Origin of the sequence: Magnetospirillum gryphiswaldense MSR-1 v2 (genome assembly GCF_000513295.1) — a bacterium.
Classification (GTDB): Bacteria; Pseudomonadota; Alphaproteobacteria; order Rhodospirillales; family Magnetospirillaceae; genus Magnetospirillum; species Magnetospirillum gryphiswaldense.
In genome coordinates, this window is the sequence record NC_023065.1 from 1,230,757 (window position 1) to 1,255,683 (window position 24,927).

General features: G+C 62.9%; 25 protein-coding genes. 2 read left to right on the plus strand and 23 right to left on the minus strand.

Annotated features, from left to right (window positions below; all coding sequences use genetic code 11):
• Positions 1–6: 6 nt before the first annotated feature.
• The 3 genes from MGMSRV2_RS05835 to MGMSRV2_RS05845 are packed head-to-tail and all read right to left on the minus strand — an operon-like array spanning position 7 to position 5,221.
• Positions 7–1,395 carry an HlyD family type I secretion periplasmic adaptor subunit gene (locus tag MGMSRV2_RS05835; RefSeq protein ID WP_024079429.1) on the minus strand — a complete coding sequence of 463 codons (1,389 nt, stop codon included), beginning with the start codon at positions 1,393–1,395 and terminating at the stop codon, positions 7–9.
• Between the two features lie 2 nt (positions 1,396–1,397).
• Entirely contained in the window at positions 1,398–3,569 is a 2,172-nt protein-coding gene (locus MGMSRV2_RS05840; protein ID WP_024079430.1) for a peptidase domain-containing ABC transporter, read from the minus strand.
• Entirely contained in the window at positions 3,566–5,221 is a 1,656-nt protein-coding gene (locus MGMSRV2_RS05845; protein WP_242410721.1) for a peptidase domain-containing ABC transporter, read from the minus strand. The genes MGMSRV2_RS05840 and MGMSRV2_RS05845 overlap by 4 nt, the downstream gene beginning before the upstream one ends.
• Between MGMSRV2_RS05845 and MGMSRV2_RS21545 the strand changes: the two genes are divergently transcribed.
• Together MGMSRV2_RS21545 and argE are read left to right on the plus strand one after the other, a co-directional pair.
• Positions 5,220–5,435 (plus strand): hypothetical protein, encoded by a 216-nt coding sequence (locus MGMSRV2_RS21545; RefSeq protein ID WP_162472131.1) that lies wholly within the window; start codon positions 5,220–5,222, stop codon positions 5,433–5,435. The genes MGMSRV2_RS05845 and MGMSRV2_RS21545 overlap by 2 nt on opposite strands.
• A 1-nt stretch (position 5,436) precedes the next feature.
• Positions 5,437–6,570: an acetylornithine deacetylase gene (gene argE / locus MGMSRV2_RS05850; RefSeq protein WP_242410746.1), complete on the plus strand. Its 1,134-nt coding sequence runs from the start codon at positions 5,437–5,439 to the stop codon at positions 6,568–6,570.
• Here the strand turns inward: argE and MGMSRV2_RS05855 are convergent.
• The 20 genes from MGMSRV2_RS05855 to mepA form a co-directional block, all read right to left on the minus strand.
• A complete protein-coding gene (locus MGMSRV2_RS05855; protein ID WP_024079433.1) occupies positions 6,567–7,442 on the minus strand; it encodes a DMT family transporter in 876 nt (291 codons plus the stop codon). The two genes, argE and MGMSRV2_RS05855, sit on opposite strands and share 4 nt — an antisense overlap.
• An 80-nt stretch (positions 7,443–7,522) precedes the next feature.
• Positions 7,523–8,110, minus strand: a complete 588-nt coding sequence (locus MGMSRV2_RS05860; RefSeq protein WP_041633470.1) for a BON domain-containing protein — start codon at positions 8,108–8,110, stop codon at positions 7,523–7,525.
• A gap of 14 nt (positions 8,111–8,124) precedes the next feature.
• Positions 8,125–9,048, minus strand: a complete 924-nt coding sequence (locus MGMSRV2_RS05865; RefSeq protein ID WP_024079435.1) for a helix-turn-helix domain-containing protein — start codon at positions 9,046–9,048, stop codon at positions 8,125–8,127.
• A 57-nt stretch (positions 9,049–9,105) separates the two neighbouring features.
• Positions 9,106–9,504 carry a lactoylglutathione lyase gene (gloA, locus tag MGMSRV2_RS05870; protein ID WP_024079436.1) on the minus strand — a complete coding sequence of 133 codons (399 nt, stop codon included), beginning with the start codon at positions 9,502–9,504 and terminating at the stop codon, positions 9,106–9,108.
• Complete coding sequence (gene lpxB / locus MGMSRV2_RS05875; protein ID WP_024079437.1) at positions 9,501–10,673, minus strand: lipid-A-disaccharide synthase; 1,173 nt, start codon at positions 10,671–10,673, stop codon at positions 9,501–9,503. The genes gloA and lpxB overlap by 4 nt, the downstream gene beginning before the upstream one ends.
• Positions 10,670–11,482: an LpxI family protein gene (locus MGMSRV2_RS05880; protein WP_041633472.1), complete on the minus strand. Its 813-nt coding sequence runs from the start codon at positions 11,480–11,482 to the stop codon at positions 10,670–10,672. Before MGMSRV2_RS05880 ends, lpxB begins: the two co-directional genes overlap by 4 nt.
• Complete coding sequence (gene lpxA / locus MGMSRV2_RS05885; RefSeq protein WP_024079439.1) at positions 11,472–12,272, minus strand: acyl-ACP--UDP-N-acetylglucosamine O-acyltransferase; 801 nt, start codon at positions 12,270–12,272, stop codon at positions 11,472–11,474. Before lpxA ends, MGMSRV2_RS05880 begins: the two co-directional genes overlap by 11 nt.
• On the minus strand, positions 12,272–12,745 hold the full coding sequence (gene fabZ / locus MGMSRV2_RS05890; RefSeq protein ID WP_024079440.1) for a 3-hydroxyacyl-ACP dehydratase FabZ: 474 nt from the start codon (positions 12,743–12,745) through the stop codon (positions 12,272–12,274). The genes lpxA and fabZ overlap by 1 nt, the downstream gene beginning before the upstream one ends.
• A 27-nt stretch (positions 12,746–12,772) precedes the next feature.
• Positions 12,773–13,792 (minus strand): UDP-3-O-(3-hydroxymyristoyl)glucosamine N-acyltransferase, encoded by a 1,020-nt coding sequence (gene lpxD / locus MGMSRV2_RS05895; RefSeq protein ID WP_024079441.1) that lies wholly within the window; start codon positions 13,790–13,792, stop codon positions 12,773–12,775.
• A 5-nt stretch (positions 13,793–13,797) separates the two neighbouring features.
• On the minus strand, positions 13,798–14,424 hold the full coding sequence (locus MGMSRV2_RS05900; protein WP_024079442.1) for an OmpH/Skp family outer membrane protein: 627 nt from the start codon (positions 14,422–14,424) through the stop codon (positions 13,798–13,800).
• 1 nt (position 14,425) lies between these two features.
• A complete protein-coding gene (gene bamA, locus MGMSRV2_RS05905; RefSeq protein WP_024079443.1) occupies positions 14,426–16,699 on the minus strand; it encodes an outer membrane protein assembly factor BamA in 2,274 nt (757 codons plus the stop codon).
• 46 nt (positions 16,700–16,745) lie between these two features.
• Positions 16,746–17,873 (minus strand): RIP metalloprotease RseP, encoded by a 1,128-nt coding sequence (gene rseP, locus MGMSRV2_RS05910; RefSeq protein ID WP_024079444.1) that lies wholly within the window; start codon positions 17,871–17,873, stop codon positions 16,746–16,748.
• 10 nt (positions 17,874–17,883) lie between these two features.
• Positions 17,884–19,050 (minus strand): 1-deoxy-D-xylulose-5-phosphate reductoisomerase, encoded by a 1,167-nt coding sequence (locus MGMSRV2_RS05915; RefSeq protein WP_024079445.1) that lies wholly within the window; start codon positions 19,048–19,050, stop codon positions 17,884–17,886.
• A 10-nt stretch (positions 19,051–19,060) separates the two neighbouring features.
• Entirely contained in the window at positions 19,061–19,840 is a 780-nt protein-coding gene (locus tag MGMSRV2_RS05920; RefSeq protein WP_024079446.1) for a phosphatidate cytidylyltransferase, read from the minus strand.
• Positions 19,841–19,846: 6 nt separating this feature from the next.
• Positions 19,847–20,581 carry an isoprenyl transferase gene (locus tag MGMSRV2_RS05925; RefSeq protein ID WP_024079447.1) on the minus strand — a complete coding sequence of 245 codons (735 nt, stop codon included), beginning with the start codon at positions 20,579–20,581 and terminating at the stop codon, positions 19,847–19,849.
• 6 nt (positions 20,582–20,587) lie between these two features.
• Positions 20,588–21,160: a ribosome recycling factor gene (gene frr / locus MGMSRV2_RS05930; protein WP_024079448.1), complete on the minus strand. Its 573-nt coding sequence runs from the start codon at positions 21,158–21,160 to the stop codon at positions 20,588–20,590.
• 3 nt (positions 21,161–21,163) lie between these two features.
• Positions 21,164–21,889 (minus strand): UMP kinase, encoded by a 726-nt coding sequence (gene pyrH, locus MGMSRV2_RS05935; protein WP_024079449.1) that lies wholly within the window; start codon positions 21,887–21,889, stop codon positions 21,164–21,166.
• A 176-nt stretch (positions 21,890–22,065) separates the two neighbouring features.
• Positions 22,066–22,992 (minus strand): translation elongation factor Ts, encoded by a 927-nt coding sequence (gene tsf, locus MGMSRV2_RS05940; protein ID WP_024079450.1) that lies wholly within the window; start codon positions 22,990–22,992, stop codon positions 22,066–22,068.
• A gap of 110 nt (positions 22,993–23,102) precedes the next feature.
• The gene (gene rpsB / locus MGMSRV2_RS05945) at positions 23,103–23,897 is read right to left on the minus strand and encodes a 30S ribosomal protein S2 (RefSeq protein WP_024079451.1); all 795 of its coding nucleotides are present in this window, start codon (positions 23,895–23,897) and stop codon (positions 23,103–23,105) included.
• A gap of 161 nt (positions 23,898–24,058) precedes the next feature.
• Positions 24,059–24,922 (minus strand): penicillin-insensitive murein endopeptidase, encoded by an 864-nt coding sequence (gene mepA / locus MGMSRV2_RS05950; protein WP_024079452.1) that lies wholly within the window; start codon positions 24,920–24,922, stop codon positions 24,059–24,061.
• Positions 24,923–24,927: the final 5 nt, after the last annotated feature.

Below are 24,927 nucleotides of genomic sequence, written 5' to 3' on the forward strand. Positions count from 1 at the left end.
GACCGATCACCGTTCGTGGAAGGATTGCTGAAGCTGAGTGAAGATAGGTTTCAGCATGTACTGAAACAAGGTCTTGTCGCCGGTAATGATTTCCGCCGACACGGTCATGCCTGGGGTGACGACGAAATTGCCGGGGTCCGAGCCCACGTAATTCTGCTCCAGGCTGACCTGGGCCTTGAAGAAGGGCTCGCCCTTCTCGTTGAGGAAGGTGGACGCCGACAGCTTTTCCAGCTTGCCCATGATCGAGCCATAACGGGCGAAGTCGTAGGTGGTGACCTTGATCCGCACCTTCTGGCCCACATGCAGGTGGCCGACGTCACGGGGCAGAACCTTGGCCTCGACCCGAAGCTCGCGGTTGACCGGCACGATCTCGCTGACCAGCCCGCCGGGCTGGATCACCGCGCCCTGGTTCTTCACCGTCAATCCCTTGATATAGCCGTGCGAGGGCGATTCGATGATCAGACGGGTCACCCGGTCTTCCAGGCGCGAAATGGTTTCCTGCACCTGGGCCAACTCAGCGATGCTGACCCCCATTTCATCCATGTTCTGCTTTTGCAGCGCCGATTGGCTGTCGATCAGGCGGTTTTCCATTTCCGACACCGCTTGGCGTGCGGTCACCGTCTGGCCCAGGATACGGGTCAGTTCGCCCTCGGCCCGGGCCAGTTCGCGCCGGGTGTCCAGATGGGTGATGCGGGTGACCAGCCCCTTGGCCACCAATTCATCGCGGATTTTCATTTCCTCGGCCAGCGCCGCCACCTGTTCGCGCAGGCTTTTATGCTGCGATTCCATCAGCTTGAGGTCAGAGCGCTTTTGGTCGATCTGGGACAGGATGATGGAGCGGGCGGTATCGCGGGCCTGGGATTGCGCCTGAAAGATGGATTGGTTGTCCTGCACCAAGGTGCGGTATTGCGGACCGGCAAAGCTGAAATCGGGCGCGCGTCCCTCGACGAAGGCGCGCAGGCGTTCCGATTTGAGCAGCAGGGTCATTTCACGGGCGCGGGTCTGTTCCAACTCGGCCAGGGCCTGGGCCGGCGACAGCTTGATGATGGGTTGGCCGACCTCGACCAGTTCGCCTTCCTTGACCAGGATTTCATCGACGATGCCGCCTTCCAGATGCTGCACTGTCTTGACCGAGCCCAAGGGCAGGATTTCGCCTTCGGCCACCGCCACTTCGTCCACCGTGGTAAGCGCGCTCCACACCAGGAAGACGGCGCAGGCGGCGCAGGCCAGATAGATGGTCAGCCGGATCAGGGGCGCCGTGCCGCTTTCCTCTAACTGCACCGCCTGGGCCAAGTGGCGGGCCACCCGGCTGGATTGCTTGATGGGCGGACGCGCCTCCGTGCCCGGGGCCGGAGGCGTCGATTGCGGGACGTTGACGAGACTTTGGCTGGTCATGGCTAGATCAGATCCGGTGGGATACGGGCGCGGACTTCGTCGGCAGGGCCTGCCAGACGCAGGTAACCGCCGTCGAAAACCAGGATTTTATCGGCAAAACGCAAATGGCTGGGCCGGTGGGTCACCATGAAGATGGTGGACTGGCCACGGAAATACTCGACCGCCTGCATGAACTGGCGATCGCCTTCGAAATCCAGGCCGTTGACCGGTTCGTCGAACAACATCAACGGGCTGCGCTTGAGATAGCCCCGCGCCAACGACAGTTTCTGCACGAAGCTGGTCGGCAGATGGTCGATGGTGCCATCGCCGACACGGGTTTCCAGCCCGCGCGGCAAGGCTTTGATTTCATCCCACACATCGGCCAGTTCGCAGGCCCAGCGGATATCGGCCTCGGTGGCAGTGGGCTGGGCAAGACGCAGGTTCTGAGCAACGGTGCCGAAATACAGGTTGCACACCTGCGGCACATAGGCGATGGCGTGGCGCAGTTCCAGCGGATCGATCTGGCGCATGTCGGCATTGTCGATACGCACCGAGCCGGCCTGCGGCGCGTAAAGCCCCATCATCAGCTTGATGATGGTCGACTTGCCCGAGCCGTTGCGCCCGGTCACCGCCACCACTTCGCCCGGCTCCACGTCGAACGACACGCCGACCAGGGCCGGGTCGGCGTCGTTGGCATAACGCAGGCTGACGCGTGAGAACGACACCCTGCCCTTCAGGTTCTTCAGGGGCGCCACCATGGCCCTGGGGTCGCGCTCGGGCTTCAAATTCATCAACTGGTCGATCTGGGCGATGGAGCCGCGCACCTGTTCGACCCGCTGGATCAGGGTGAAGGCGGTCTGCAACGGCCCCAACACCCGCCACACCAGCATCATGGCGGCGATCAGGCCGCCGGTGGTCATGTTGCCGTCGATGACGCCCAACACGCCGGTGGCGATGGTCGCCAACCCCGACGACACGATCAGGATATTGGAACCGGTGGTGATCAGCGCGGCGAAGATACCGTTCTTGAAGCCGCCATAGGCGGCGCGGGCGGACATCTCGCGATAGCGCTTGACCCAGTCGTGTTCCGCCGCCGACAGCTTGACCGCGCGCATCTTGCCCAGGGTCTCGATCAGGAATTCCTGGCGGCGCGACGCCGCACGCGAGGCGATGGAGACGTTCTTGCGCACCACCGGCATGACCAGGATGCCGCCGACGATGAACAGGAAGGTACTGATCACCGGCACCAGGGCCAACACGCCGCCGAGCATGAAGATGATGGCGAAATAAAACAGGGCGAAAGGCAGTTCCATGAACACCGTGGCCAACGGCCCGGTAAAGAACTCGCGCACCGATTCGAAATCCTTGATGCGGGCGACCTGGGCGCCGATGGTGGCGCGCTCGGTGAAGCCCGGCGGCAAGGACAGAATGTGCTGGAAGATGTTGTTGCCCATGATGTTGTCGAGACGGGCACCGATGAAAGCCAGGATGCGGGCACGCACCGCCCGCAATACGGCGTCGAAGATCAGGGCCATCCCCACTCCGGCGCACAGCGCCCACAACAAGGGCATGGAATTGGTGCCGATCACCTTGTCATAGACGTTCATGACGAAGACCGGCGTGGCCAAGGCCATCAGGTTCAAGAACAAGGTGACGAAAAACGCCTGCCAGAACAGCGGCCGGAACCGGTCCAACACGGTGCGGAACCAGCCCACCCGGCTGGGCGCGGTCTCGCCCATGGCGGTGAAGAAATAGGCGGTGCCGGTCTGCGACAGCTCCTCGACGCGCCGGCCTTCGCCGATGGCGCTGTCGAACACCTCGATGGCATCGCTGTCCTTCGCCCGCACCACCATGGCCGGCTTATTGTCGGGCAGAAACAGGCAGGGCAGCAGACGCTTGTCGATCTCGCCCACCTTAACCCTGAGTGGCCGACTGGAATAATTGAGCTGGGCCATGACGTTGCGCAGGCCGGTCAAATCCAGGTCGTTGGCGAAGTGCGGCAACGATTCCGCCACATGGCGGGGATCGCCCTTCCATCCCAACGCCTTCAACAACGGCAACAGGCAGGCAGCCAGATCCGAGGCGGCGCTGAAGCCGCCCAGGATGTTATGGGCCATCTGCGCCTGATATTGTTCGATGGCCTGCTGACTGGCTTTGACCGATCCGGCAGCGGCGGTGTTGGCGACCTGATTCATGCAGCCCCTCCCGCCGGTGCGGTCAGGGCGGCAAAGGGACGGCTGTCATCGCGCGGCGGCTTGGGCGACAGGCGACCGTGATCCAGGTCGAACACCCGGTCGGCCAGCTTGACCAGGGACGGGCGGTGGGTGACCAAAATCAGCGTGCGCTTGCCCTTGGCCCGTTCCAGCCAGACGCGCAGGAAATTGTCGCCGGCGGAATCCACCGCCGTGTTGGCCTCGTCGAACAAGACGATGCGTGGATTGTTGACCAGGGCGCGGGCGATGGCGATACGCTGCTTGATGCCGCGCGGCAATGAATCATAGGCGCCGTCGCCCACCGGCGTGTCGAAGCCGTAAGCCATGGTCGCCACCACCTCGTCCAGCCCCAGAAGGCCGGCGGTTTCCACCGCGATATCGTCGAATTCGGACCGGAACATGGTGATGTTCTGCAAGATGGTCCCTTGGAACAACACGCCCGATTGCGGCAGATAGGCGATCTGGTCACGCACGGATTGCGGTTCGTATTGAGTGACATCGGTGCCGTCGATCATCACCCGACCCTGGGTCGGGCGCAGCGCCCCTTGCATCAGGGTCAACAACGTGGTCTTGCCCGAGCCGTTGCCGCCGGCGATGGCGATGCATTCGCCCGCTTCAATGCTGATGTTGGCATTGTCGATGACGGTGGGCATTTTGGGGTCAAAGGCAAAGCTGACGCCTTCCAGTTCCAGCTTGCCCTTGGTCGGCGGCATCTTGGGCAGGTTCTTTTCCGCTTCCGGCGGCAGGGCGAACAGCTTTTCCAATCTCCCGCTGGCCAGGACGAAGCTTTGGAACCGCGTCCACACCCCCAAGGCCTTCTGGATCGGTGCCATGGAACGGCCGGCGAGCAGCGACGATGCCGCCAGACCACCGGTGGTCATGTCGCCGTTCATGACGATGACGCTGCCGAAGGCGGCGACGGCGATGGTGGTCATCTGCGAGAAGAACGACGACACCCCCAGCGCGTTGGCGCTGCGCAAGGCGACGGTATAATAGCCCTCGGCGCAGCTTTCCTGCAGGCGTTCATAGCGGCGCACCATCTGCGTTTCCATGGCCATGGCCTTGACGCTGTGAATACCGCCCAACACCTCGATCAGGAAGTTGAAACGGCGATCATCGGCGATCATGCGTTTTTCGATGGCATCGCGCAGAGCCGTGCCGATCTTCATGGCGGACAGGGCGAAGAGAACCAGCAAGGCAATGGGAACCAGCACCAGCCACCCGCCCATCAGCGCCACCAAGGCCAGATAGATCAGGGCGAAAGGCAGATCCAGCAGCGTCAGCAAGGCCTGACCGGCATAGAATTCACGCACCGTGGCCAGGGAGTTCAACCGTTCCAGATGGACACCCGACCCTTCCTTCTCGAAATTGTCGATACTGGTCATCATCAGGCGGTCGATGGCCTCGCAACCGGCCTTGTGCTCGAAACGGGCGCCGATCCAGCCGGTGACGTAGGAGCGGGCGAAAGTCAGAATGGATTCCAGCAACAGCGCGCCCAGCACACCGGCCATCAACAGCACCATGGTGCCGGTGGACTTGTTGGGCAGGATGCGGTCATAGACCTGCAACAACGCCATGGGCAGAGCCAGACCAAGGACATTCAGAAAAAGCGAAGCCACCGCCAAATCGAACATGTTCGATTTCAACGTGGAATATGCCCCCAGCGAAAATGCCGGCTGGCGCTGCTTTTTATCCGCCTTGGCGGCGGTTTGGGCTTCGCTCATACGCCTCGATCCGAATTGGCAATCCTCTGCACTGGCACCGATGACAACGGCGCCTTATGATGTGGCTTCGCACATCGGCGGCACCAAAGCCAGAAAGCAGGACAGTCATGCCAACCAGCATTGACATGATCGAGCGTCTCATCAGCTTCGACACCACAAGTTATAAAGCGAACATACAACTTATTCAGTTTGCCGCCGACTTTCTGTCAGGCCTTGGCGCGGATATCAGGTTGACTTATGACGATAATCAAGAAAAGGCAAATCTATTTGCGACTATAGGCCCGTCGGATATCCCCGGCATTGTTTTGTCAGGACATACCGACGTCGTACCGGTCGACGGCCAGGACTGGTCCAGCGACCCGTTTCGGCTGTCGCGGCGCGACCACGCATTATATGGGCGCGGTACCGCCGACATGAAGTCGTTCATCGCCATTTGTCTGGCCCTTGCCCCCGAATTCAGCGCCGCCCCCCTGTCCATGCCCATTCACTTCGCCTTCTCCTATGACGAAGAAATCGGCTGCATCGGCGTCCGCCGCCTGATCCAGGATGTTACGTCCCTCCCCGTCAAACCCAGGCTGTGCATAGTGGGCGAACCCACCGAGATGAGGGTGATTGTCGGCCATAAGGGTAAAAAAAACGTTCGCTGCCACGTACATGGCAAAGAATGTCATTCCGCCCTCAATCACCAGGGTGTCAACGCGGTGGAAATCGCCGCCGAGATGGTCACCTTCCTGCGCCACATGCAAAAGCACATCCGCGAAAACGGCCCCTTCGACCACGGCTATCAGCCGCCCTACACCACCATTCACACCGGCCTGATCCAGGGTGGTACGGCGCTCAACATCGTGCCGGCGCATTGTTCGTTCGAGTTCGAGTTCCGCAACCTGCCCCAGCACGATCCCGAGGATCTGATGGCCCAATTACGCGGCTTCGCCCAGGATCTGGTACCGGAAATGCTGGCGGTGGACGGGGCCACCGGCATCATGTTCGATGAATACAACACCACCGCCGGCCTGTTGACCGACGACGACGACGAAGCAGCGGTACTGGCCCGGCAATTGTCGGGCAACAATGCCACCGCCAAGGTCAGCTTCACCACCGAGGCCGGGCTGTTCAACAAGGCCGGTATCCCCACCGTGGTCTGCGGCCCCGGTTCCATCGCCCAGGCGCACAAGCCCGATGAATTCATCACCGTCGAACAGGTCAAACAGGGAGAAGCTTTCGTCCGCCGGCTGTTGGGGCGGATGGTGAGAAGCTAACGCCTGATCACCAACGCCACGCCCAAGGCGGCCAAGGCCATGCCGGCCAATCCGATCGGGCTCAGGGTTTCGTCGAACAACAGCCAGGCCAGACCGGCGGTGACCGGTGGCACCAGATAGAAGAGGCTGGCGACGCGAGCCGCCTCGCCGCTTCGGATCAGCATCATCAAAAGCGTGATGGCGCCCAAGGACAGCACCAGCACCAGCCACAAAAGGGCGAGGACGAAGTCCAAACTCCAATGCACCCGCATGGTCTCGGTGCTCATGGCCACCGGCAGCAGCACCAGCAGCGCCCCCACATATTGCACCAACGAGCCCGTGCGCAAATCCATGCCCTGACCAAAGCGCTTCTGATAAAGCGTACCGGCGGTGATGCCGAGCAGGGCGACCAGGGCGAAGCCGATGCCCGCCCACGACAGCCCATCCACCGACAACCCGCCATTGCGGGCCGCCAGCACCAGGGTGACACCGACCAGCCCCAGCAGCAGGCCCAGCCATTGCCGGACCCGGATTTCCTCGCCGAACAGCGGGCCGGCGACCAGGGCGGTCAGGATGGGTTGCAAACCCACCAATAAGGCGGCCATGCCCGACGGCAGGCCATGATGGATGGCGGCGAACACTCCACCCAAATAAGCGGCATGAACCAAGGTGCCCGACACCAGCAGATGAACGATCTGCCGGGGCTGGCGCGGCCACGGCGCCCGCGCCGCCAAGGCCAAGGCGGCCAGCAGGGAAATGATCAGGACGAAACGGATGGACAGGAAGGTGAAGGGCTCGGCATAGGGCAAGCCATATTTGGCGCCGATGAAGCCGGTGCTCCACAACAGGACGAACAAGGCGGGCATGGCTTTGGTGAACAACGCCGACGACATGATAAATTACCGCCTGATCAGTAAAACGGGCGGCAGGATAGCCGCCGCCCGTGTTCCAAACAACCCGACGCGATGTATGGTCAGGGGCGCACCACCGAATAATCGACGACCTTCCTGACGCCGGTCCCATCCTTGACCTGGGCCAGGGCTTTCTTGCCCTCTTCGCCGGAACGGGCGCGGCCCAGCAGATAGACGGTGCCATAGGCATCGGCGGTGGTGCGGAAATTGACATCAGCCACCCCGGCGGTGCCGACCAGACGGCCTTGCGCCTTGGCCGCCATCACGGTGACGTCGCCCCAATCCAGCAGCGATTTGCGCCTTGAATCGTCCTTGGCCAGGTAGCTGACGTGCCAGTACAGCTTTTTCACCCCCTGGACCTGACGCACTTCCCGTTCAAAGCGGTCGTACAACGCCTTGTCGTCGAAGATGCCGGTGATCAGCAGGCGCTGTTCATAGATTTCGGTCGAGGCCTTGACCGTCCCCATCTTCCCCATGATGGCGTTGACCTTGACGACGATCTCGTTGTCCTTGGCGATGTCACCGGCGGAACGGGCCTCGATGGCGCGGTCGATCAGAGTCTTGGGTGCGGTCAGCACATCCAGCAACTGGGCGTGGGCCGAAAAGCTTGCCAGCATCGGCAACAGCGCCAGGACGAATAATTTACGCATGGTCCCCCACCCTCTCATGATTGCAAATGCTTATGTACGGCTTGGCGGGAAATCCCCAATTCCTGGCCGATCCGGGCCAGCGACCATTGCGGGTTTTCCTGACGCAGGCGATGGCACTTGCTTTTGGTGCCCTCGCCGGGAGCCAGGGTGACGCCCTGGGCCAGCAATTGCTCGAGATCCCGGCTGAGACAGGCATAGCCGCTGCCGTCATCGACGCCATGGGTTTTCCAGTATTCCAACCTGATCTGCAGATCGGCCAAGGTTCGCACCGGCAACTGGCTGGCCCATTCACGCTGGACCAGGATGTGGCGGACGGCACAGGCGGTGGGCAACACGGCGCTGCCGGGGCCGTCGGCCAACACTTCCAACTCGGCCAGACGCTGTTCCCAAGTCAGACACTCGGCGCGGGCGTCGGCGATGGTTGCCGGCAACGGGCAGGCGACGGCCACGGTATGGGCCAGTTCGTCGGGAATGGGATGCCACGGCACCGACCAGCCGGCCACCGGCGCCCAGGGGTCGGTCGCCTCGCCCAGCCATTGATCGACGGCATCGACGAACATGCGTTCCAGCGCCGTCGGTCCCAACGCTTCCGCTTCCGAGCCATAGCGAGCGATCACCGCCCGACGCTCGTCGGTCATTTTCTCCGCTTCGGCCAGACGGGCTTCGGTCTGGCGGATCAGGGTGCCGGGGTCTTCCGCCTCTTCGCGCAGACGCAGGGCTTCCAGCGGTTGGTCGCGCCCATCCAGGCGCGCGGCCAGAGCTTCCAGACCGACGGCGTAACCGCCCCATTCCTTGCCGCAGAACACCATGGCCCGGCCCATGGCTTCTTCGCGCACGCCAGGGTCTTCCGATTGGTACAGAGCGACAATGCTTTCAAGCCGATCCAGCGCCTTGTCGCGCTGATCACCGGCATTGTCCATCAATTGCAGCAGGTCCATACCCACACCCATCCCCGTCAACTTGCGGGTTGACGGTGCGCTGACCTTGGTCGCTTGTCAAGAATGGGCTTTTCGCTCGATCAGTTCGATCTTGTAGCCGTCGGGGTCTTCGATGAAGGCGATGATGGTGCTGCCATGCTTCATCGGTCCCGGCGGGCGGGTGATCTTGGCCCCGGCCTGGGCCAATTGCGCGCAGGTGGCATGGATATCGGGCACGCCCAGGGCGACATGGCCGAAACCGGTGCCCAGATCGTAACTGGCCGTATCCCAATTATGGGTCAGCTCAATCACCGTATTGTCGGCCTCGTCGCCATAGCCGACGAAGGCCAGGGTGAAGCGGCCATCGGGGTAATCCTGGCGGCGCAGCAGCTTCATGCCCAAAAGCCGGGTGTAGAAATCGATGGAGGCATCCAGGTTGCCGACCCGAATCATGGTATGCAGCATGCGCCAGCTCATGGCGTTTTCCTTTCAGCGATATAATCCAGAACCACTTGTGCCGCCCGCTGGGCCGGCGACGCACCGCCGAAGCCCAATTTGACCATGGCCGCGGCCATGTCGGCGCGGCGCTGTTGGCGGTCGACCGAATCGTCGAGCATCTTGCTCAAGATGGGGGTAATGGCCTCGGCGGTACAATCCTCTTGCAGGAATTCCGGCATCACCGGACGGTCCAGCATCATGTTGACCAGGGTCGCCCACTTGATCTTGAAGCCGAAGAAGCTGCGGGCGACAAAGGCGGTCAGCACCGACAGGCGATAGGCGATCACCGTCGGCAGTCCGGCCATGGCCAGTTCCAGCGCCACCGTACCCGACGCCGCCAAGGCACAGGTCGCGGCGGCGAAGGCATCGTATTTTTCCGTCTCCAGCACCAAAGGCTGGAACGGCCAACCGGCGGCAGCGGCGCGCACCTCGGGGGCCAGATGCGGCAAGGTCGGCACCACCACCCGCAAATCAGGCCGTTCGGGCTGCAATCGGCGCAAAACCTCGCCGAAAACCGGCAGCAATTTGGCGGTTTCCGAATGCCGGCTACCCGGCAGCACCGCCAACAGCGGCGTGTCCTCGGCCAGACCGTGACGGCGGCGGAAGGCGGCAGCGTCGCCCTTTTCCGCCCCGCATTCCACCACCGGGTGGCCCACATGGAGTGTGCGCAGACCTTCCTTCTCAAAAAAAGGCGGCTCGAACGGCAGTAGCGTCATCAGCAGATCGAGAACCCCGGCCAGCTTGGCGGCGCGCTTGGGTTTCCATGCCCACACCATGGGGGCGACGTAATGGATGCGCGGGATATGGGAATAACGCTTCTGACAGCCCTTCTGCACCCGTCCGGTGAAGCCCCAGGAATCGATGGTGATCAGGGCCACCGGCTGGCGTTGCCCCATATCCTCCAGGGTTTCACGCACCCGGCGCAGGATGCGGGGAATACGCGGCAACACCTCGGTCAGGCCCATCACCGTCAACTCGGTCATGGGGAACAGGCTGTCGAGCCCCTGCTCCCGCATATGGGTGCCGCCGATGCCGGCAAAGCGTATCTGACCATGGCTGGCCGCGTGCAGGGCCGCCATCAGCCGCCCGCCCAGCAGATCGCCCGAAGGCTCGCCGGCGATGATATAGATCAGCGGAACCGGGCTCATAACCGGCCCAGGATGAACAGCCCGGCTCGATCGGCCTCGGCCCCCAATTCGGCCCGATCCAGCACCAAGGTGCCGCCGGCTTCGACGCAGATGCCGCGCAACCCCGCCGCCGCCGCCGCGCGCAATGTTCCCAGACCGATGGTCGGTAAATCCAGGCGACGATCCTGGCCCGGCTTCCTGACCTTGACCAGCACGGCGCCGGGGCCGTCGCGGCGCAGTTCCGCCGAGCGGCGGATCAGCCGGTCGGTGCCTTCGATGGCTTCGACCGCCAGGATGATACCCTGCTGGACGATCACCGCCTGGCCCACGTCCAGGGCGCCGATGCCCTTGGCCACCTCCCAGCCACGGTCGATATCGGCCAGGGCCTGGTCGTCGGGGGCCAAGCTGCCGAACAGGCCGTCGGGCGCCAGACAATCGGCCAACACGTCATCGATACCGACGACGCGGAAACCCTCGTCCTCGATCTCGCGGGTGACGGCACGCAGCAAGCCGTCGTCCCCCAAAGCCTTCAGCCCGACCTTGGCGAAGAATTTGGTGGTGCGCCAGTCAGGCGCCAGTTCCTTGATGGTCGGGCGGCGGACCGGGCCGATCATCACCAGTTCGGTGACACCGGCCTCGTGCAGCTTCTTGAAGCCGCTGCCCGCCTCACCCAGGCGTATCCAGTCGGTGGGCGCGTCGCCGATCACCGCCGGATCGGCATGACCGCTCAGCGCCAAGACATGGAAAGGCCGGCCTTGCGACCGGCAGGCGGCGATGGCGAGTCCGGGGAACGCGCCACCCCCGGCAATGATGCCGAGTTTACTTGCCATCCTCAAAGCCGGGCGTGCACAGCGACCGGGACGAATCGTCGCGGATGAATTCCACCACTTCCATCACCGCCGCGTTGCTTTGGAATTGCTCGGCCACGTCGGCCACCCGCTCCTGCAAGGTGCCTTCCGGCCCGAACAACAGCCGATAGGCATTGCGCAGGCTGTGGATTTCATCGCGCGAGAAACCGCGACGCTTGAGGCCGACGATGTTCAAGCCGTTCAGATGGGCACGGTTGCCGATGACCATGCCGAACGGAATGATGTCGGCCTCGACCCCCGACATGCCGCCGACCATGGCGTGTTTGCCGATGCGCACGAACTGGTGCACCGCCGACAGCCCGCCCAGGAAGGCGTATTCGCCGACGATCACATGGCCGGCCAAGGTGGCGTTGTTGGCCATGATGACGTTGTTGCCCAAGATGCAGTCATGGGCCACGTGGGCGCTGGCCATGAACAGGCAATTGTCACCGACGCGGGTGATCATGCCGCCGCCTTCGGTGCCGGGCTGCATGGTCACGTATTCGCGGATCTGGTTGTTGCAGCCGATCTCCAGGGTCGACGGCTCACCGTGATACTTCAGGTCCTGGGGCTGGTGGCCGATGGACGCGAACGGAAAGATGCGGGTGCTTTCGCCGATGGTGGTGCGGCCTTCGACCACCACATGCGACAGCAACTCGACCTTTTCGCCCAGACGGACATGGGGTCCGACCACACAGAACGGACCGATGGAAGCCGATTCGGCGATTTCCGCCTTTGAATCGACGATGGCGGTGGGATGAATATTGGGCATCAGCTATCCATGATCATGGCGGCATAGGTCGCTTCGGCCATCAAGGTGTCGCCCACCTTGGCCTCGGCCCGGAACTTCCACACGTTGCCGCGCGAGCGTTCCTTGAACACATGGATGGCCAACTGGTCGCCCGGCCCCACCGGCTTGCGGAACCGCGCGCTGTCGACGCTCATGAAATAGACCAGCTTGCCTTCGGCGCTCGGTCCCAGGGTGTCGACCACCAGCACCGCCGCCGTCTGGGCCATGGCTTCGATGATCAGCACGCCCGGCATCACCGGACGCTCGGGGAAATGGCCCTGGAAGAACGGTTCGTTGATGGTGACGTTCTTGATGCCGATGGCGCTGACATTGGAAACGATGCCAACCACCTTGTCGACCATCAGGAAAGGATAGCGATGCGGGATCATTTCCATGATCCGGTTGATATCGACCTCCTTCCCGGCGGTCTCGGTTGCATTCACCATGCTGTCCATCCTGCTTTTCCTTGAAAGATGTTGTTCTTAGCGCTTGTTACGGGCCAGCTTACTCAAAACCGCCGATTGGCGCAGCCATTCGATGCGGGGAACGGCGGGAGTGCCACCCACGGTCTCGCCCGGGGCGATGTCGCGGATAACGCCGCCTTGCGCCGCCACCTTGGCCCCCGATCCGATCTTGAGATGGCCGGCGAAACCGGCCTGACCGCCGGCGGCGACGAAATCACCGAACTGGCACGACCCGGAAATTCCCACCTGAGCGACGATGACGCAGCCACGGCCCAGTTGGACGTTATGACCGATCTGCACCAGATTATCGATCCAGCAGCCATCGCCGATCACCGTATCAGGACCGGCACCGCGGTCGATGGTGGTGTTGGCGCCGATTTCGACACCGTTACCGATGATCACCCGGCCCAGTTGCGGCACCTTCAGGTGGCCCTGGATGCCCATGGCGAAGCCGAAACCGTCCTGGCCGATGCGGGCACCGGGATAGATGTTGACCTTGGCGCCGATGATGGCGCATTGCACGGTGGCATTGGCGCCGATGGTGCCGCCGGGACCGATGACCACACCGTCGCCGATCACCACGTTGGCCTCGATACGGCAATTGTCGCCGATTTCAGCCCGCGCGCCGATCACCACGCCATGACCGATCCAGCAATTGGCACCGATCTTGGCCGACGAATCCACATGGGCGGTGGGCGAAACCCAGGCACTGGGGGCAGGCTGCGGATAAAACGCCTGGGCCACCATGGCATAGGCGCGGTAAGGGTCTTTGCTCAGCAGCAAAGGCGTGCCCGCCGGCCCACGCTCGGCCAGATCGGGGTGCACGATCACGGCACCGGCCTTGGTGGCGGTGAAGGCATTGATGTATTTGCGGTTATCGAGAAAGCTGATGTGGTCGGCGCCGGCGATTTCCAGAGCGGCGACATCGATGACCACCTGTCCCGATTGCTGCGGCTGCGACAGTTCGGCCCCACAGATTTCCGCCAGTTGTGCCAGGGTGAACGGTCCGGCGACCGTGAAAAAGCGGGAATCGGCCATGATGATTACTTCTTTCCCTTGGTCGTCGCGGCGCCACCGGTGGGAGCCAGCTTTTCCGTTTCAGGGACCGGGAACGGCACCGTGGCGACGCGCTTGTTCAGCCGCTCGATGACGACGTTGGTGATATCCATGCGCTCGTCATGCAAGAAGACGTGCTGCTTGTGCATGACCAAGCCCACCCCCAGTTCCGACGCCACCTCGCTGGTCACCGACACCACCGCCTTTTGCAACTCGTTGCTGGCGGTGGCGCTGGATTTGTCCAACGCCCGCACCGCGCCCTGATATTGGCGTTGAAAGTCAGCGATTCGGGTATTGAGATCGCGGGCTTTTTCCTGAAACACCTCGGATGACAGGCTTGGGCGTTGACGCGCCAATTCCTGCTCGGAGACCTGCAATTGCTTGCGAGTGCCCTCGAATTCGGCATTGAAGGATTGCTGATAGCGTTCGCGCTCGACCACCATGGCCTTGCCGGCCAAGCTTTCACGCTGGACCCGATTGGCATCGACGACGACGATGGCCGCCGGTACCGCCGCGCCCGACCGGGTGGCGGCGTTATCCGCCGCCACCACCATGGAAGGAACCAACAGACAGACCAAAACCGCCGTCAGGCGGATGGCCTTGAAACCGACCATCCTAGAACCTCGTGCCGAAATTGAAGTGGAAGAACTCGTCCTCGTCGAACGATTCCTTCATCACCGGCACCGCCAGATCCAAGGCCACCGGACCCATGGGCGACTTCCAGGTCACACCGACACCGACCGAGGCGCGCAACGAGCTGGCCTGATTGATGGTCGCGGAGTTGGCGTAATCCTCGGTCGAACCGATACTGCCGAAATCGGTAAAGGCCTGACCGGCAAACCCCAATTCCTCGGGCAGCCCCAGCGGGAACTTGACCTGGACACTACCGGTGGCCTGCCACATACCACCCAGGGCGTCGCCCGAGCTCTTGTCGCGGGGACTGACACCGGAATTGGCGAAGCCGCGCAAGCTGTCACCACCCAAATAATAGCGCTCGGTGATGCGGACCTTTTCGTCAGCGAAGCCGCTGATGATACCGGCGGTGCCGCTGACCCCCAGGATGACCTGTTCATCCAGTTGGAAATATTGGGCTGCGCTCAGATTGTTGCGCATCCATTTTTGCGACCCACCAAGACCGGCCAATTCATTGTTGATCTTGAAGACGTAGCCCTCGGTCGGCTCCATCCTGCTGTCGCGATAATCCCAGGTCAAAGTCTGCTGGATGGACGAGGTGGACGAGGTGCCCATCTGCTCGCGCACGAAAATCGAGGCGTCGTCATCGACGTTTTCCACCTGATCGCGCTTGACCTGATAGCGCACATCCTGACGCAAATTGTCGTGGATATAATAGCCGGACCGCACCGCCGCACCCATGGTGTTGTGGTCGTACGAGCTTTCACGCTGCATCTTGCGGGTCAGGCCGAAAATATCGAAGCCGGCCGACAGCTTGCGATCGAGGAAATAGGGTTCTGTAAAGGACAATTCGGCGCTGGTGCGGCGCGTTCCCAACGACGAGCTCAGCTTCAGATCCTGACCACGGCCCAGCAGGTTGCGTTCGCGGATCGAGGCTTCGACCAGCGGACCGACCACGGTGGACCAGCCAACGCCGAAGGACAATTCGCCGGTGGACTTTTCCTGCACGTCGACCTTGATGATGGTGCGGTCGGGCGCGCTGTCGGAAGGTATGTTGGTGACTTCGGCCTTGTCGAAGAAGCCCAGATCCTTGATGCGCTGGCGCGACCGGCGCACCTTGGCGGTATTAAAGGCGTCGCCTTCGACCAGACGGAATTCGCGCCGGATCACTTTGTCCAGAGTGCGGACGTTGCCGGTGATGTCGATACGCTCCACATAGACGCGCGGGCCTTCGTGGACGTCATAGGTGATGTTGATCACCTTGTTCTCGCGGTCGCGGTTGACCTGCGGGCGCACGTCGACAAAGGCAAAACCCTTGGACCCCAGGGCATCGGTCAGATTCTGGACGATGTCTTCGACCTGATCGGCGTTGTACCATTCGCCCGGGACGCTGGTCAGCAACGGGTTCAACTCGTTGCCGTCGAGGTCGCGCAGATTGGCGTTGATGGTGGCGGTGCCGAATTTATAGCGCTCGCCCTCTTCCACCGTGAAGGTCAGGAAGAATCCACCGCGATCCGGGGTCAGTTCGGCGACGCCGGAGACCACACGGAAATCGGCGAAACCATGCTTCAGGTAATAGCGCCGCAGCAATTCGCGGTCATAGGTCAACCGATCGGGATCATAGGTATCGTCGGAGGACAGAAAGCGGTACCAGCGTTCTTCCTTGGTCGACAGTACCTCACGCAGGCGCGAATCGCGGTAAAAACGGTTGCCGACGAAATTGATGCGCTTGACGTAGCTGGGCTCGCCTTCGGAAATCTCATAGGCCAGATCGACGCGGTTCTGCTCGAGCTGGATCAGCTTGGGTTCGACGGTAGCGGCGAAGCGGCCATTGCGGCGGTACAGATCAAGGATGCGCTTGACGTCGTTTTGCACCTTGGTGCGGGTGTAAACCACACGCGGACGCAACTGGGTCTCGGTTTCCAGCTGCTCGTCCTTGACGCGGTTGTTCCCCTCGAAGGCGATGCGGTTGATGATGGGGTTTTCCACCACCCGCACCACCAGAGCCTCGCCCTCCTGACGGATAGAGACATCGGCGAACAGGCCGGTATTGAACAGGGTCTTGAGCGAACGGTCGACGCGATCGGCGCTGTAGGGATCGCCCTCGGCGATGGCCATATAGGACTTGACCGTCTCCACCTCGACGCGCTGGTTTCCCTGGACGACGATCTGCCGCACGGACCCCATGTTCTGAGCCCAGGCCGGCATCGCCAGCAAAACAGCCACCAGCACCGCGGTGTTGCGTAACAAACCCATCAACGCCCCCTTCCCAAACCGCCGTTTTTCACAGGCAGTTGCGAAATCACGAGAACAGCCGCTTTATGGCGTCCCAAGCCGGCAACGATACGATATCGTTACGGGTCGCGAATACCATCAAGGCCAATACCAGAAACAGCCCGATTCGGAAACCATATTCTTGTGCCTTCTCGCCCAGAGGCCTACCAAGGATGGCCTCGAAGGCATAAAAAACCAGATGCCCCCCATCCAGGATGGGGATGGGAAACAGATTGATCAGCCCCAGATTCAACGACAGCATGATTACATAAAAGGCGACGCTGGCCACGCCCAATTGTGCCGCCTCACCGGCGCCTTTGGCGATGCGGATCGGGCCCCCCAGTTCATCGCTGTCACGGCTGCCGCCGATCATCTGGCCGATGCCGACGAAAGTAGCGGAAATCATCGTCCCGGTCTCGCGTACGGCCAGGACCAGGGCGGTGCCGGGGCCATGGGTGACCACCCGGGTGCTGGCAGAATCAGCGGCGATGCCCAATACCGGCACCTTCTCCATATCGCCGAAAATGCCTTTGCGTTCGACGATGCGGGGATGGGCGACGAAATCCAGCCGCCCGCCAGCGCGCTCGACCGTCAGCGACAGGGGCTTGTCGATATCCAGCCGCACGATGCGCTGGATGTCCTGAAAGCGCTCGACCTCGCTGTCATTGGCGATGACGATACGGTCGCCGGCCTTGAGGCCGGCCTGTTCGGCGGCGCTGCCGGGCATGACCTGACCGATCACCGGCTCGGTCACCGGTTGCCCCAGGATCATGAACATCACCGCCAAACCCAGGATGGCGAAAATGAAATTGGCGGCGGGGCCGGCGAAAACGATGGCGGCGCGTTGCCCCACCCGCTTGTGTCGAAAGCTGACCGCCATCTCGTCATCGGTCATGGGCCGCGGATCGCCGGTGGCCGAGGCGGCGTCGGCATCGCCGAACATCTTGACATAGCCGCCCAGGGGCAGCGCGCTGAAGCGCCAGCGGGTACCGTGGCGGTCGTTGAAGCCCCAGATTTCCGGACCAAAGCCGATGGAGAAGACCTCGACCTTGACGCCGTTCCAGCGGGCAATCAGGTAGTGGCCCAGTTCATGAACGAACACCACCACCGTCAGGATCAGCAGGAAAACGACGATATAATTCCAAAAAAAGTCCATCTTGGTCCGATCAGGCCAGGGTGTCGATCAGCGCCTGGGCGCAATGTCGGGCGGCGCGATCCTGCTCCAGCACGTCGCCGATGCCGCCCAGCGGCACCAAGGTCATGGTTTCCAGGGTCTTTTCCACCGTGGCGGCGATGTCCAGGAAACCGATGCGACCAGCCAGGAAGGCAGCCACCGCCACTTCGTTGGCGGCATTGAGGACAGTAGGTGCCGAACCGCCGCTTTGCAAGGCCGCCCGCGCCAGCCCCAGCGCCGGAAAGCGGATCGGATCGGGGGCCTCGAAGGTCAGGGTGGCGATGGAAGCCAGATCCAGCTTGGGCGCCGGCGAAGCGATGCGGCGCGGCCAGCCCAGGGCATAGGCGATGGGGGTGCGCATATCGGGGCTGCCCAATTGCGCCAATACCGAGCCGTCGGCATAGGCGACCATGGAATGGATCACCGATTGCGGATGCACCAGGATGTCGATCTTGTCTTCGGGCAAGGCGAACAGGTGATGAGCTTCGATCAGTTCGAGGCCCTTGTTCATCATCGAGGCGGAATCCACCGAGATCTTCGCCCCCATGGACCAATTGGGATGGGCCACCGCCTGAGCGGGGGTCATGGCCCGCATGTCCTCCAGGCTTTTTTGCCGGAACGGCCCGCCCGAGGCGGTCAGCACGATCTTGTCGATAGCGTGGCGCTGATTGGTCTCGAACACCTGGAAAATGGCCGAATGCTCGGAATCCACCGGCAGCAGGGTGGCACCATGGGCGGCAACCTCCGCCATCATCAGCGATCCGGCGCAGACCAGGCATTCCTTGTTGGCCAAAGCCACCACCACGCCCCGGCGCACCGCTTCCAAGGTCGGCGCCAGACCGGCGGCACCGACGATGGCCGCCATCACCCAGTCGGCGGGCAGGCGCGCCGCCTCGATCACCGCCTGGGCCCCGGCGGCGGTTTCGATGCCGCTGCCGGCCAGCAATTGCCGCAGACGCGGCAAGGCCGCTTCGTCGGCGAGGACGGCCAGACGCGGACGCAGCCGCAACGCCTGATCCGCCAACAGATCGGCGCTGGCATTGGCCACCAGGGCTTCGGTGCGATAAAGGTCGGGCCGCGCCTCGATCAGCTCCACCGTGTTGCGACCGATGGAACCGGTCGAGCCCAGAATGGTGATTGCCCGCCTCGCGTCGCTCATTCCGCCCTCGTTACGACCACAACAATAGCGGCTTTGCCGCCACCAAGGCGGCGATAGCCACGGCCAAACCCGCCGTCAACAGGCCGTCGACCCGATCCAGCACGCCGCCGTGACCGGGGATGATATTGCTGGAATCCTTGACGCCGGCACGGCGTTTGACCCAGCTTTCCAGCAGGTCGCCGGCCTGGGCCACCACCGCCAGCACAGCGCTGGCGACAACGATGAAGACGGGGGCAGACAAATCCGCCCACCACGCCATTCCGGCCCCGGCCAGCATGGCGCTGGCCATGCCACCCAGCAGACCGGCCCAGGTCTTCTTGGGGCTGACGACAGGCATCAGCAGCGGCCCGCCGATGGTGCGCCCGGCGGCATAGGCGCCGATATCGGTGCCCCAGACCAGCAGGAACAACCAGATCACGGTCAGCAGGCCAGCGGCCTGATCCTGGCGCAACCACACCAAGGCGATGGACGGCAAGGCGGCATAGAGCGCCCCCAATCCCGCCGATACTCGGGCCGGGCCGGCGAGGAAGGCGGAAATCAAGGCGGTGATCACGGCCACGGCCAGGGCCGCCCGAGGGTCGAGCAAGACCAGCAGCGAAGCAGCGGCCCCACCCAAGGCGGCGACCCAACCGGAGGGGCCAAACCCCTTCAGGGTCATCTTGTGCCATTCCCAGCACATGATCGCGCAAGCCACCGCCACCAGCAGGGCAAAAGCCCAGCCGCCCAGCCATACGGCCATCAGGGCCGGCGGGGCCATCACCAAGGCGGACAGGATGCGGGTGCGCAGCACGTCGGGTCAGCCGGGCGCGTTGCCGTAACGACGCTCGCGGCCATGAAAGTCGCGGATGGCGTCTTCCAGGTGCGTGCGATCGAAATCCGGCCACAAAACGTCGGTGAAGACGAATTCCGCATAGGCCGATTGCCACAGCAGAAAATTGGAAATGCGCTTTTCCCCCGAGGTGCGGATCAGCAAATCGGGATCGGGGATGTCCGCGGTATAAAGCCGGGCGGCCAAGGCGTCTTCATCGATGGAATCGGGGTCGAGGCGCTCCATGGCCACATCGCAGGCCAGCCGACGGGCGGCATCGGTAATTTCCTGGCGACCGCCATAGGACAGGGCCAGAACCAGGGTGAGCGCCGTATTGTTGGCGGTCTTGGCCTCGGATTCGTCGATCAGGGCATTGATGTCGCGGCTCAGGCGCGAGCGGTCGCCAATGACCCGCAGGCGGATGCCGTTCTTGTGCAGATTGGCGACCTCGTTGCGCAGATAAAGCCGCAACAACCCCATCAGATCGGTGACTTCCCCGGTGGGGCGCTTCCAGTTTTCCGAGGAAAAAGCGTAAAGAGTGAGGTAGGAGACGCCCATCTCGCGCGCGGCCTCGACCGTGCGGCGCACCGCCTCGGCCCCACGCTTGTGCCCGGCGGTGCGCGGCAACCCGCGCGCCTTGGCCCAGCGCCCGTTACCATCCATGATGATGGCCACGTGGACGGGCGGCGTGGGGGGGGCAGCATGCAAGGGGGCGCTCTCCATCACCTGCTAGACCTGCATGATTTCTTTTTCTTTGTGGGCGAGGGTTTCGTCCACCTTCTTGATGGTGTCATCGGTCAGGCTCTGCACTTCTTTTTCGTGCTTCTTGATCTCGTCTTCCGAGATGTGGCCGTCCTTTTCCATCTTCTTCAAGGTGTCCATGCCGTCGCGGCGCACATTGCGGATGGCGATGCGGGCCTGTTCGGCATACTTGCCGGCGACCTTCTGCAATTCCTTGCGGCGTTCTTCGTTCAAGGACGGAATCGGCACCCGCACCAACTGGCCGTCGGTCTGCGGGTTAAGGCCCAGACCGGCTTCGCGGATGGCTTTTTCCACCGCCTTGACCTGCCCCTTGTCCCACACTTGCACGGTCAGCATGCGCGGCTCGGGTACGGCGATGGTGCCGCATTGCGTGATCGGCATGGTCTGGCCATAAGCCTCGACCACCACCGGCTCAAGCAGGGACGCGACGGCACGACCGCTGCGCAGGCCCGAGAATTCCTTTTTCAGCACTTCCACCGTGTTGTCCATGCGGTGGGCGACATCCTTCTTGAGATCGCTCCAAGTGGTCGGTGCGGACACGGCTCAACCCCCTTCTTTGATGATGGTGAAACGCCCATGTCCCAACACCACCTCGGCGAAGGCCTTGTCGGTGTGCATGTCGAAGACGACGATGGGCACGTTGTTTTCCCGGCACAGGGAAATGGCGGACGCGTCCATCACCGCCAGATCGCGGGCCAGGACGTCGTGGAAAGTCAAGGTGTCGTAACGCACGGCATCCTTGACCTTTTTCGGATCGGCGGAATAGACGCCGTCGACTTGGCTCGCCTTTAACAGCGCGTCGCAGCCCATTTCGACGGCGCGCAGCGCAGCGGCGGTATCAGTGGTGAAGAACGGATTGCCGGTGCCGGCGGCGAAAATCACCACCCGCCCCTTTTCCAGATGACGGATGGCGCGGCGGCGGATGAAGGATTCGCACACCGACGGCATGGGGATGGCCGATTGCACCCGGGTCTCGATGCCCCGGGCCTCCATGGCGTTTTGCAGCGCCAGGGCGTTCATCACCGTGGCCAGCATGCCCATATTATCGGCGGCGGCCCGTTCCATGCCTTTGGCCGCGCCCGACAGGCCGCGGAAAATGTTGCCGCCACCAACGACGCAACACACCTCGACCCCCAGGTCGCGAACGGATTGAACCTCGGCGGCGATACGGTCGACGGTGACCATATCAAGCCCGTATTCGAGATCCCCCATGAGACCTTCACCCGAGATCTTGAGGAGAACGCGGCGAAACTTGGCGTCGCTGGCCATCAGAGCCCCCAAAAGCCTGGATTGCAGTTGAACCCGGCGCAAAGCCGGGGTTTTTACCGGGTGGCGATCATACACCATTCCACCCGTCTGTCTCGCTTGATGTGACAGAGGCGAAAACCGCCGCCAAGGGCTCTCCCCCTGGCGGCGGCTTCTACGCGAAACGGACCTTCGACCGATCAACCACCCAGCTGGGCGGCCACTTCGGCGGCGAAATCCTTCTCTTCCTTCTCGATGCCTTCGCCCAGGGCGAAACGGGCGAAAGCGGTCAGCTTGACCGGGGCGCCCAATTCCTTGGCCAAGTTCTCGACCACCTTGGAAATCTTGTTTTCCTGGTCGATGACGAAGACCTGATCGAGCAGACAGACTTCTTCGTAGTACTTGCGGATGCGGCCCTGAACCATCTTCTCGATGACTTCGGCGGGCTTGCCCGAGGCCTTGGCCTGTTCGGTCAGCACGGCGGTTTCACGCTCGAGCGCCGCCTTGTCGACCGAAGCCGAATCCAGGAACAGCGGATTGGCGGCGGCCACGTGCATGGCGATCTGCTTGCCCAAAGCTTCCAGCTTGGCGGTGTCGCCAGCGGATTCGAGGGCGACGAGCACGCCGATCTTGCCCAGGCCCGGAGCAGTGGCCGAGTGCATGTAGCCGGCGACCACGCCTTGCGACACTTCCAAGACGATGGCGCGACGCAGGTTCATGTTCTCGCCGATGGTGGCGATCAGGGCGGTCAGCTGCTCGGCCACCGACTTGCCGGCGCCGGGGAACTCGGCGGCCTTCAGCACTTCCACGTCGGCGCCCTTGGTCAAGGCAACCTGGGCAACGCCGGAGACGAAGCCCTGGAACTGGTCGTTGCGACCGACGAAATCGGTTTCGGCGTTGATCTCGACGGCCACGCCCTTGGTGCCGGCGGAAGCGATGGCGACCAGACCTTCGGCGGCGACGCGACCGGCCTTCTTGGCGGCGGCGGCCAGACCCTTCTTGCGCAGCCAGTCGATGGCGGCTTCCACGTCACCGGCGGTCTCGTTCAGCGCCTTCTTGCAATCCATCATGCCAGCGCCAGTCTTTTCGCGCAGCTCCTTGACAAGCGCAGCGGTAATCTCGGCCATGGGAATATTCCTCTTCGTTTGGTGTGATCGAAGAAACAGATCTGTAACGTTGTGTACTTAACAAAATGGCGGCGACGCATGTCGCCGCCATCTCGCAACAATCTTGGGCCTTATTCGGCCGAAGGGGCTTCCACGGCCACAACTTCAGCTTCGGCGGGGATCACTTCCACCGGAGCTTCAGCCTGGGCGCCGATATCGCCGCCCGAGCGACCGATCTCGGCCTGGATGCCGTCGAGAACGGCGCCGACCATCAGATCGCAATAGGTCTGGATGGCGCGGATGGCGTCGTCGTTGCCGGGAACCGGGAACTGCACGCCCGACGGGTCCGAGTTGGAATCGAGGATGGCGACGACCGGAATGCCCAGCTTGTTGGCTTCCTGAACGGCCAGGGCTTCCTTGTTGGTGTCGATGATGAACAGGATGTCCGGCAGGCCACCCATGTCCTTGATGCCGCCCAGCGCGCGGTCCAGCTTTTCCTTTTCACGGGCCAGGACCAGCTGTTCCTTCTTGGTCAGGCCGGCCAGGGTGCCGGAAGCCAGCATCTCGTCCAGTTCGCGCAGGCGCTTGATCGAGTGCGAAATGGTCTTCCAGTTGGTCAGCATGCCACCCAGCCAGCGGTGGTTGACATAGTACTGGCCACACTTCTTGGCGGCTTCGGCGACGGTGTCGGAGGCGGCGCGCTTGGTGCCCACGAACAGAACGCGGCCACCGCCGGCAACGACGTTGCGCACGGCGGTCATGGCGGCATGCAGCATCGGCACCGATTGCTGCAGGTCGATGATGTGAATGCCGTTGCGGATACCGAACAGGAACGGCGCCATCTTGGGGTTCCAGCGGCGGGTATTGTGACCGAAGTGCACACCAGCTTCGACGAGCTGACGCATGGAGAAGGTCGGCATGGACATGGAGAGAATTCCTTTTCTTTCTCCGGTTGAGCCTCCGCGGGTAAACGCCGGGATAGACCCGGCACCGGAGCGACAGCGCCTGAGCGCCGCCGCGGACCCGCGTGCGGTTTGGTGGCGGCTTCATACTCGGTTGCGGCGGTTTTAGCAAGCCCGAAGGCAGATCAACGCGCGCTGGCCTCACGCGGGCCGGGCTGATCGAGCACCTGCGAGCACAAAGACGGCAGATTGGGCCGGCGGGTATTGGGCTTGTCGCGCCCGTGATCGGGCAGCACCGTCGACTTGGCCAGCCACGACGACAACTCGGCGCCGCAACCGTCGCCGGGCGGAACCGGCGCCTGGGTGACGCAGTTGATGTCGCCGATGGAACAGGCCAGCCGCACATGGAAATGTTCGTCATGGCCCCACCACGGGCGCAGCTTGGCCAGCCAGTCGGTATTGCCCCTGGCCGCCTTGCAGGCCGCCGCCTTGATCGCCGGATTGACGAAGATGCGGTCGACCTCGGACGAGTTTGCCGCCAGTTCCAGCACTTTCAGCTGTCGCGCGCTCCACGTGCGCGAATCGACATTGCGTCCGCGCACCATGGAAACCGGGGTGGGGTTGCCCAGTTCGCGCGCGTTCAGCATCTTGCCCGGCAGACGGAACCAGATATCCACGTCCAGCCCGTTCTGGTGGCTGCCGTGACCATAAGCCATGGGACCGCCGCGCGGCTGCGACATGTCGCCGATCAACAGCGGCCCCAGCCCCTGATGATGGGCGGTGCGGCCCAATTGTTCGATGAACTCGACCGTGCGGGGATGCGCCCAGAAGCGGTTGCGCTGCGGGCGCAATATTTGCAGCCCCTGGCTATCCGCCGGCAAGGATTGCGCGCCGATCAGGCAGCCGGCGGCGGCACCGCCGACCGAGGATGGCCGTTCCGGCACCGGATGGGTCAACGCCGCCCACTGACCCGCGCTCATGGGCTCGGCCGCGACAGGGGCCGACACCGACAGCAACAACAAAACCGACGACACCAGACGCTTCACCATCGCTC

What these genes read in the sequence shown, in the direction of transcription:
- MGMSRV2_RS05835 (WP_024079429.1), bottom strand. Translation starts at nt 1,395, where the DNA reads ATGACCAGCCAAAGTCTCGTCAACGTCCCGCAATCGACGCCTCCGGCC.
- MGMSRV2_RS05840 (WP_024079430.1), bottom strand. Translation starts at nt 3,569, where the DNA reads ATGAATCAGGTCGCCAACACCGCCGCTGCCGGATCGGTCAAAGCCAGT.
- MGMSRV2_RS21545 (WP_162472131.1), top strand. Translation starts at nt 5,220, where the DNA reads ATGTTCGATTTCAACGTGGAATATGCCCCCAGCGAAAATGCCGGCTGG.
- MGMSRV2_RS05845 (WP_242410721.1), bottom strand. Translation starts at nt 5,221, where the DNA reads ATGTTCGATTTGGCGGTGGCTTCGCTTTTTCTGAATGTCCTTGGTCTG.
- argE (WP_242410746.1), top strand. Translation starts at nt 5,437, where the DNA reads ATGATCGAGCGTCTCATCAGCTTCGACACCACAAGTTATAAAGCGAAC.
- MGMSRV2_RS05855 (WP_024079433.1), bottom strand. Translation starts at nt 7,442, where the DNA reads ATGTCGTCGGCGTTGTTCACCAAAGCCATGCCCGCCTTGTTCGTCCTG.
- MGMSRV2_RS05860 (WP_041633470.1), bottom strand. Translation starts at nt 8,110, where the DNA reads ATGCGTAAATTATTCGTCCTGGCGCTGTTGCCGATGCTGGCAAGCTTT.
- MGMSRV2_RS05865 (WP_024079435.1), bottom strand. Translation starts at nt 9,048, where the DNA reads ATGGACCTGCTGCAATTGATGGACAATGCCGGTGATCAGCGCGACAAG.
- gloA (WP_024079436.1), bottom strand. Translation starts at nt 9,504, where the DNA reads ATGAGCTGGCGCATGCTGCATACCATGATTCGGGTCGGCAACCTGGAT.
- lpxB (WP_024079437.1), bottom strand. Translation starts at nt 10,673, where the DNA reads ATGAGCCCGGTTCCGCTGATCTATATCATCGCCGGCGAGCCTTCGGGC.
- MGMSRV2_RS05880 (WP_041633472.1), bottom strand. Translation starts at nt 11,482, where the DNA reads ATGGCAAGTAAACTCGGCATCATTGCCGGGGGTGGCGCGTTCCCCGGA.
- lpxA (WP_024079439.1), bottom strand. Translation starts at nt 12,272, where the DNA reads ATGCCCAATATTCATCCCACCGCCATCGTCGATTCAAAGGCGGAAATC.
- fabZ (WP_024079440.1), bottom strand. Translation starts at nt 12,745, where the DNA reads ATGGACAGCATGGTGAATGCAACCGAGACCGCCGGGAAGGAGGTCGAT.
- lpxD (WP_024079441.1), bottom strand. Translation starts at nt 13,792, where the DNA reads ATGGCCGATTCCCGCTTTTTCACGGTCGCCGGACCGTTCACCCTGGCA.
- MGMSRV2_RS05900 (WP_024079442.1), bottom strand. Translation starts at nt 14,424, where the DNA reads ATGGTCGGTTTCAAGGCCATCCGCCTGACGGCGGTTTTGGTCTGTCTG.
- bamA (WP_024079443.1), bottom strand. Translation starts at nt 16,699, where the DNA reads ATGGGTTTGTTACGCAACACCGCGGTGCTGGTGGCTGTTTTGCTGGCG.
- rseP (WP_024079444.1), bottom strand. Translation starts at nt 17,873, where the DNA reads ATGGACTTTTTTTGGAATTATATCGTCGTTTTCCTGCTGATCCTGACG.
- MGMSRV2_RS05915 (WP_024079445.1), bottom strand. Translation starts at nt 19,050, where the DNA reads ATGAGCGACGCGAGGCGGGCAATCACCATTCTGGGCTCGACCGGTTCC.
- MGMSRV2_RS05925 (WP_024079447.1), bottom strand. Translation starts at nt 20,581, where the DNA reads ATGGAGAGCGCCCCCTTGCATGCTGCCCCCCCCACGCCGCCCGTCCAC.
- pyrH (WP_024079449.1), bottom strand. Translation starts at nt 21,889, where the DNA reads ATGGCCAGCGACGCCAAGTTTCGCCGCGTTCTCCTCAAGATCTCGGGT.
- tsf (WP_024079450.1), bottom strand. Translation starts at nt 22,992, where the DNA reads ATGGCCGAGATTACCGCTGCGCTTGTCAAGGAGCTGCGCGAAAAGACT.
- rpsB (WP_024079451.1), bottom strand. Translation starts at nt 23,897, where the DNA reads ATGTCCATGCCGACCTTCTCCATGCGTCAGCTCGTCGAAGCTGGTGTG.
- mepA (WP_024079452.1), bottom strand. Translation starts at nt 24,922, where the DNA reads ATGGTGAAGCGTCTGGTGTCGTCGGTTTTGTTGTTGCTGTCGGTGTCG.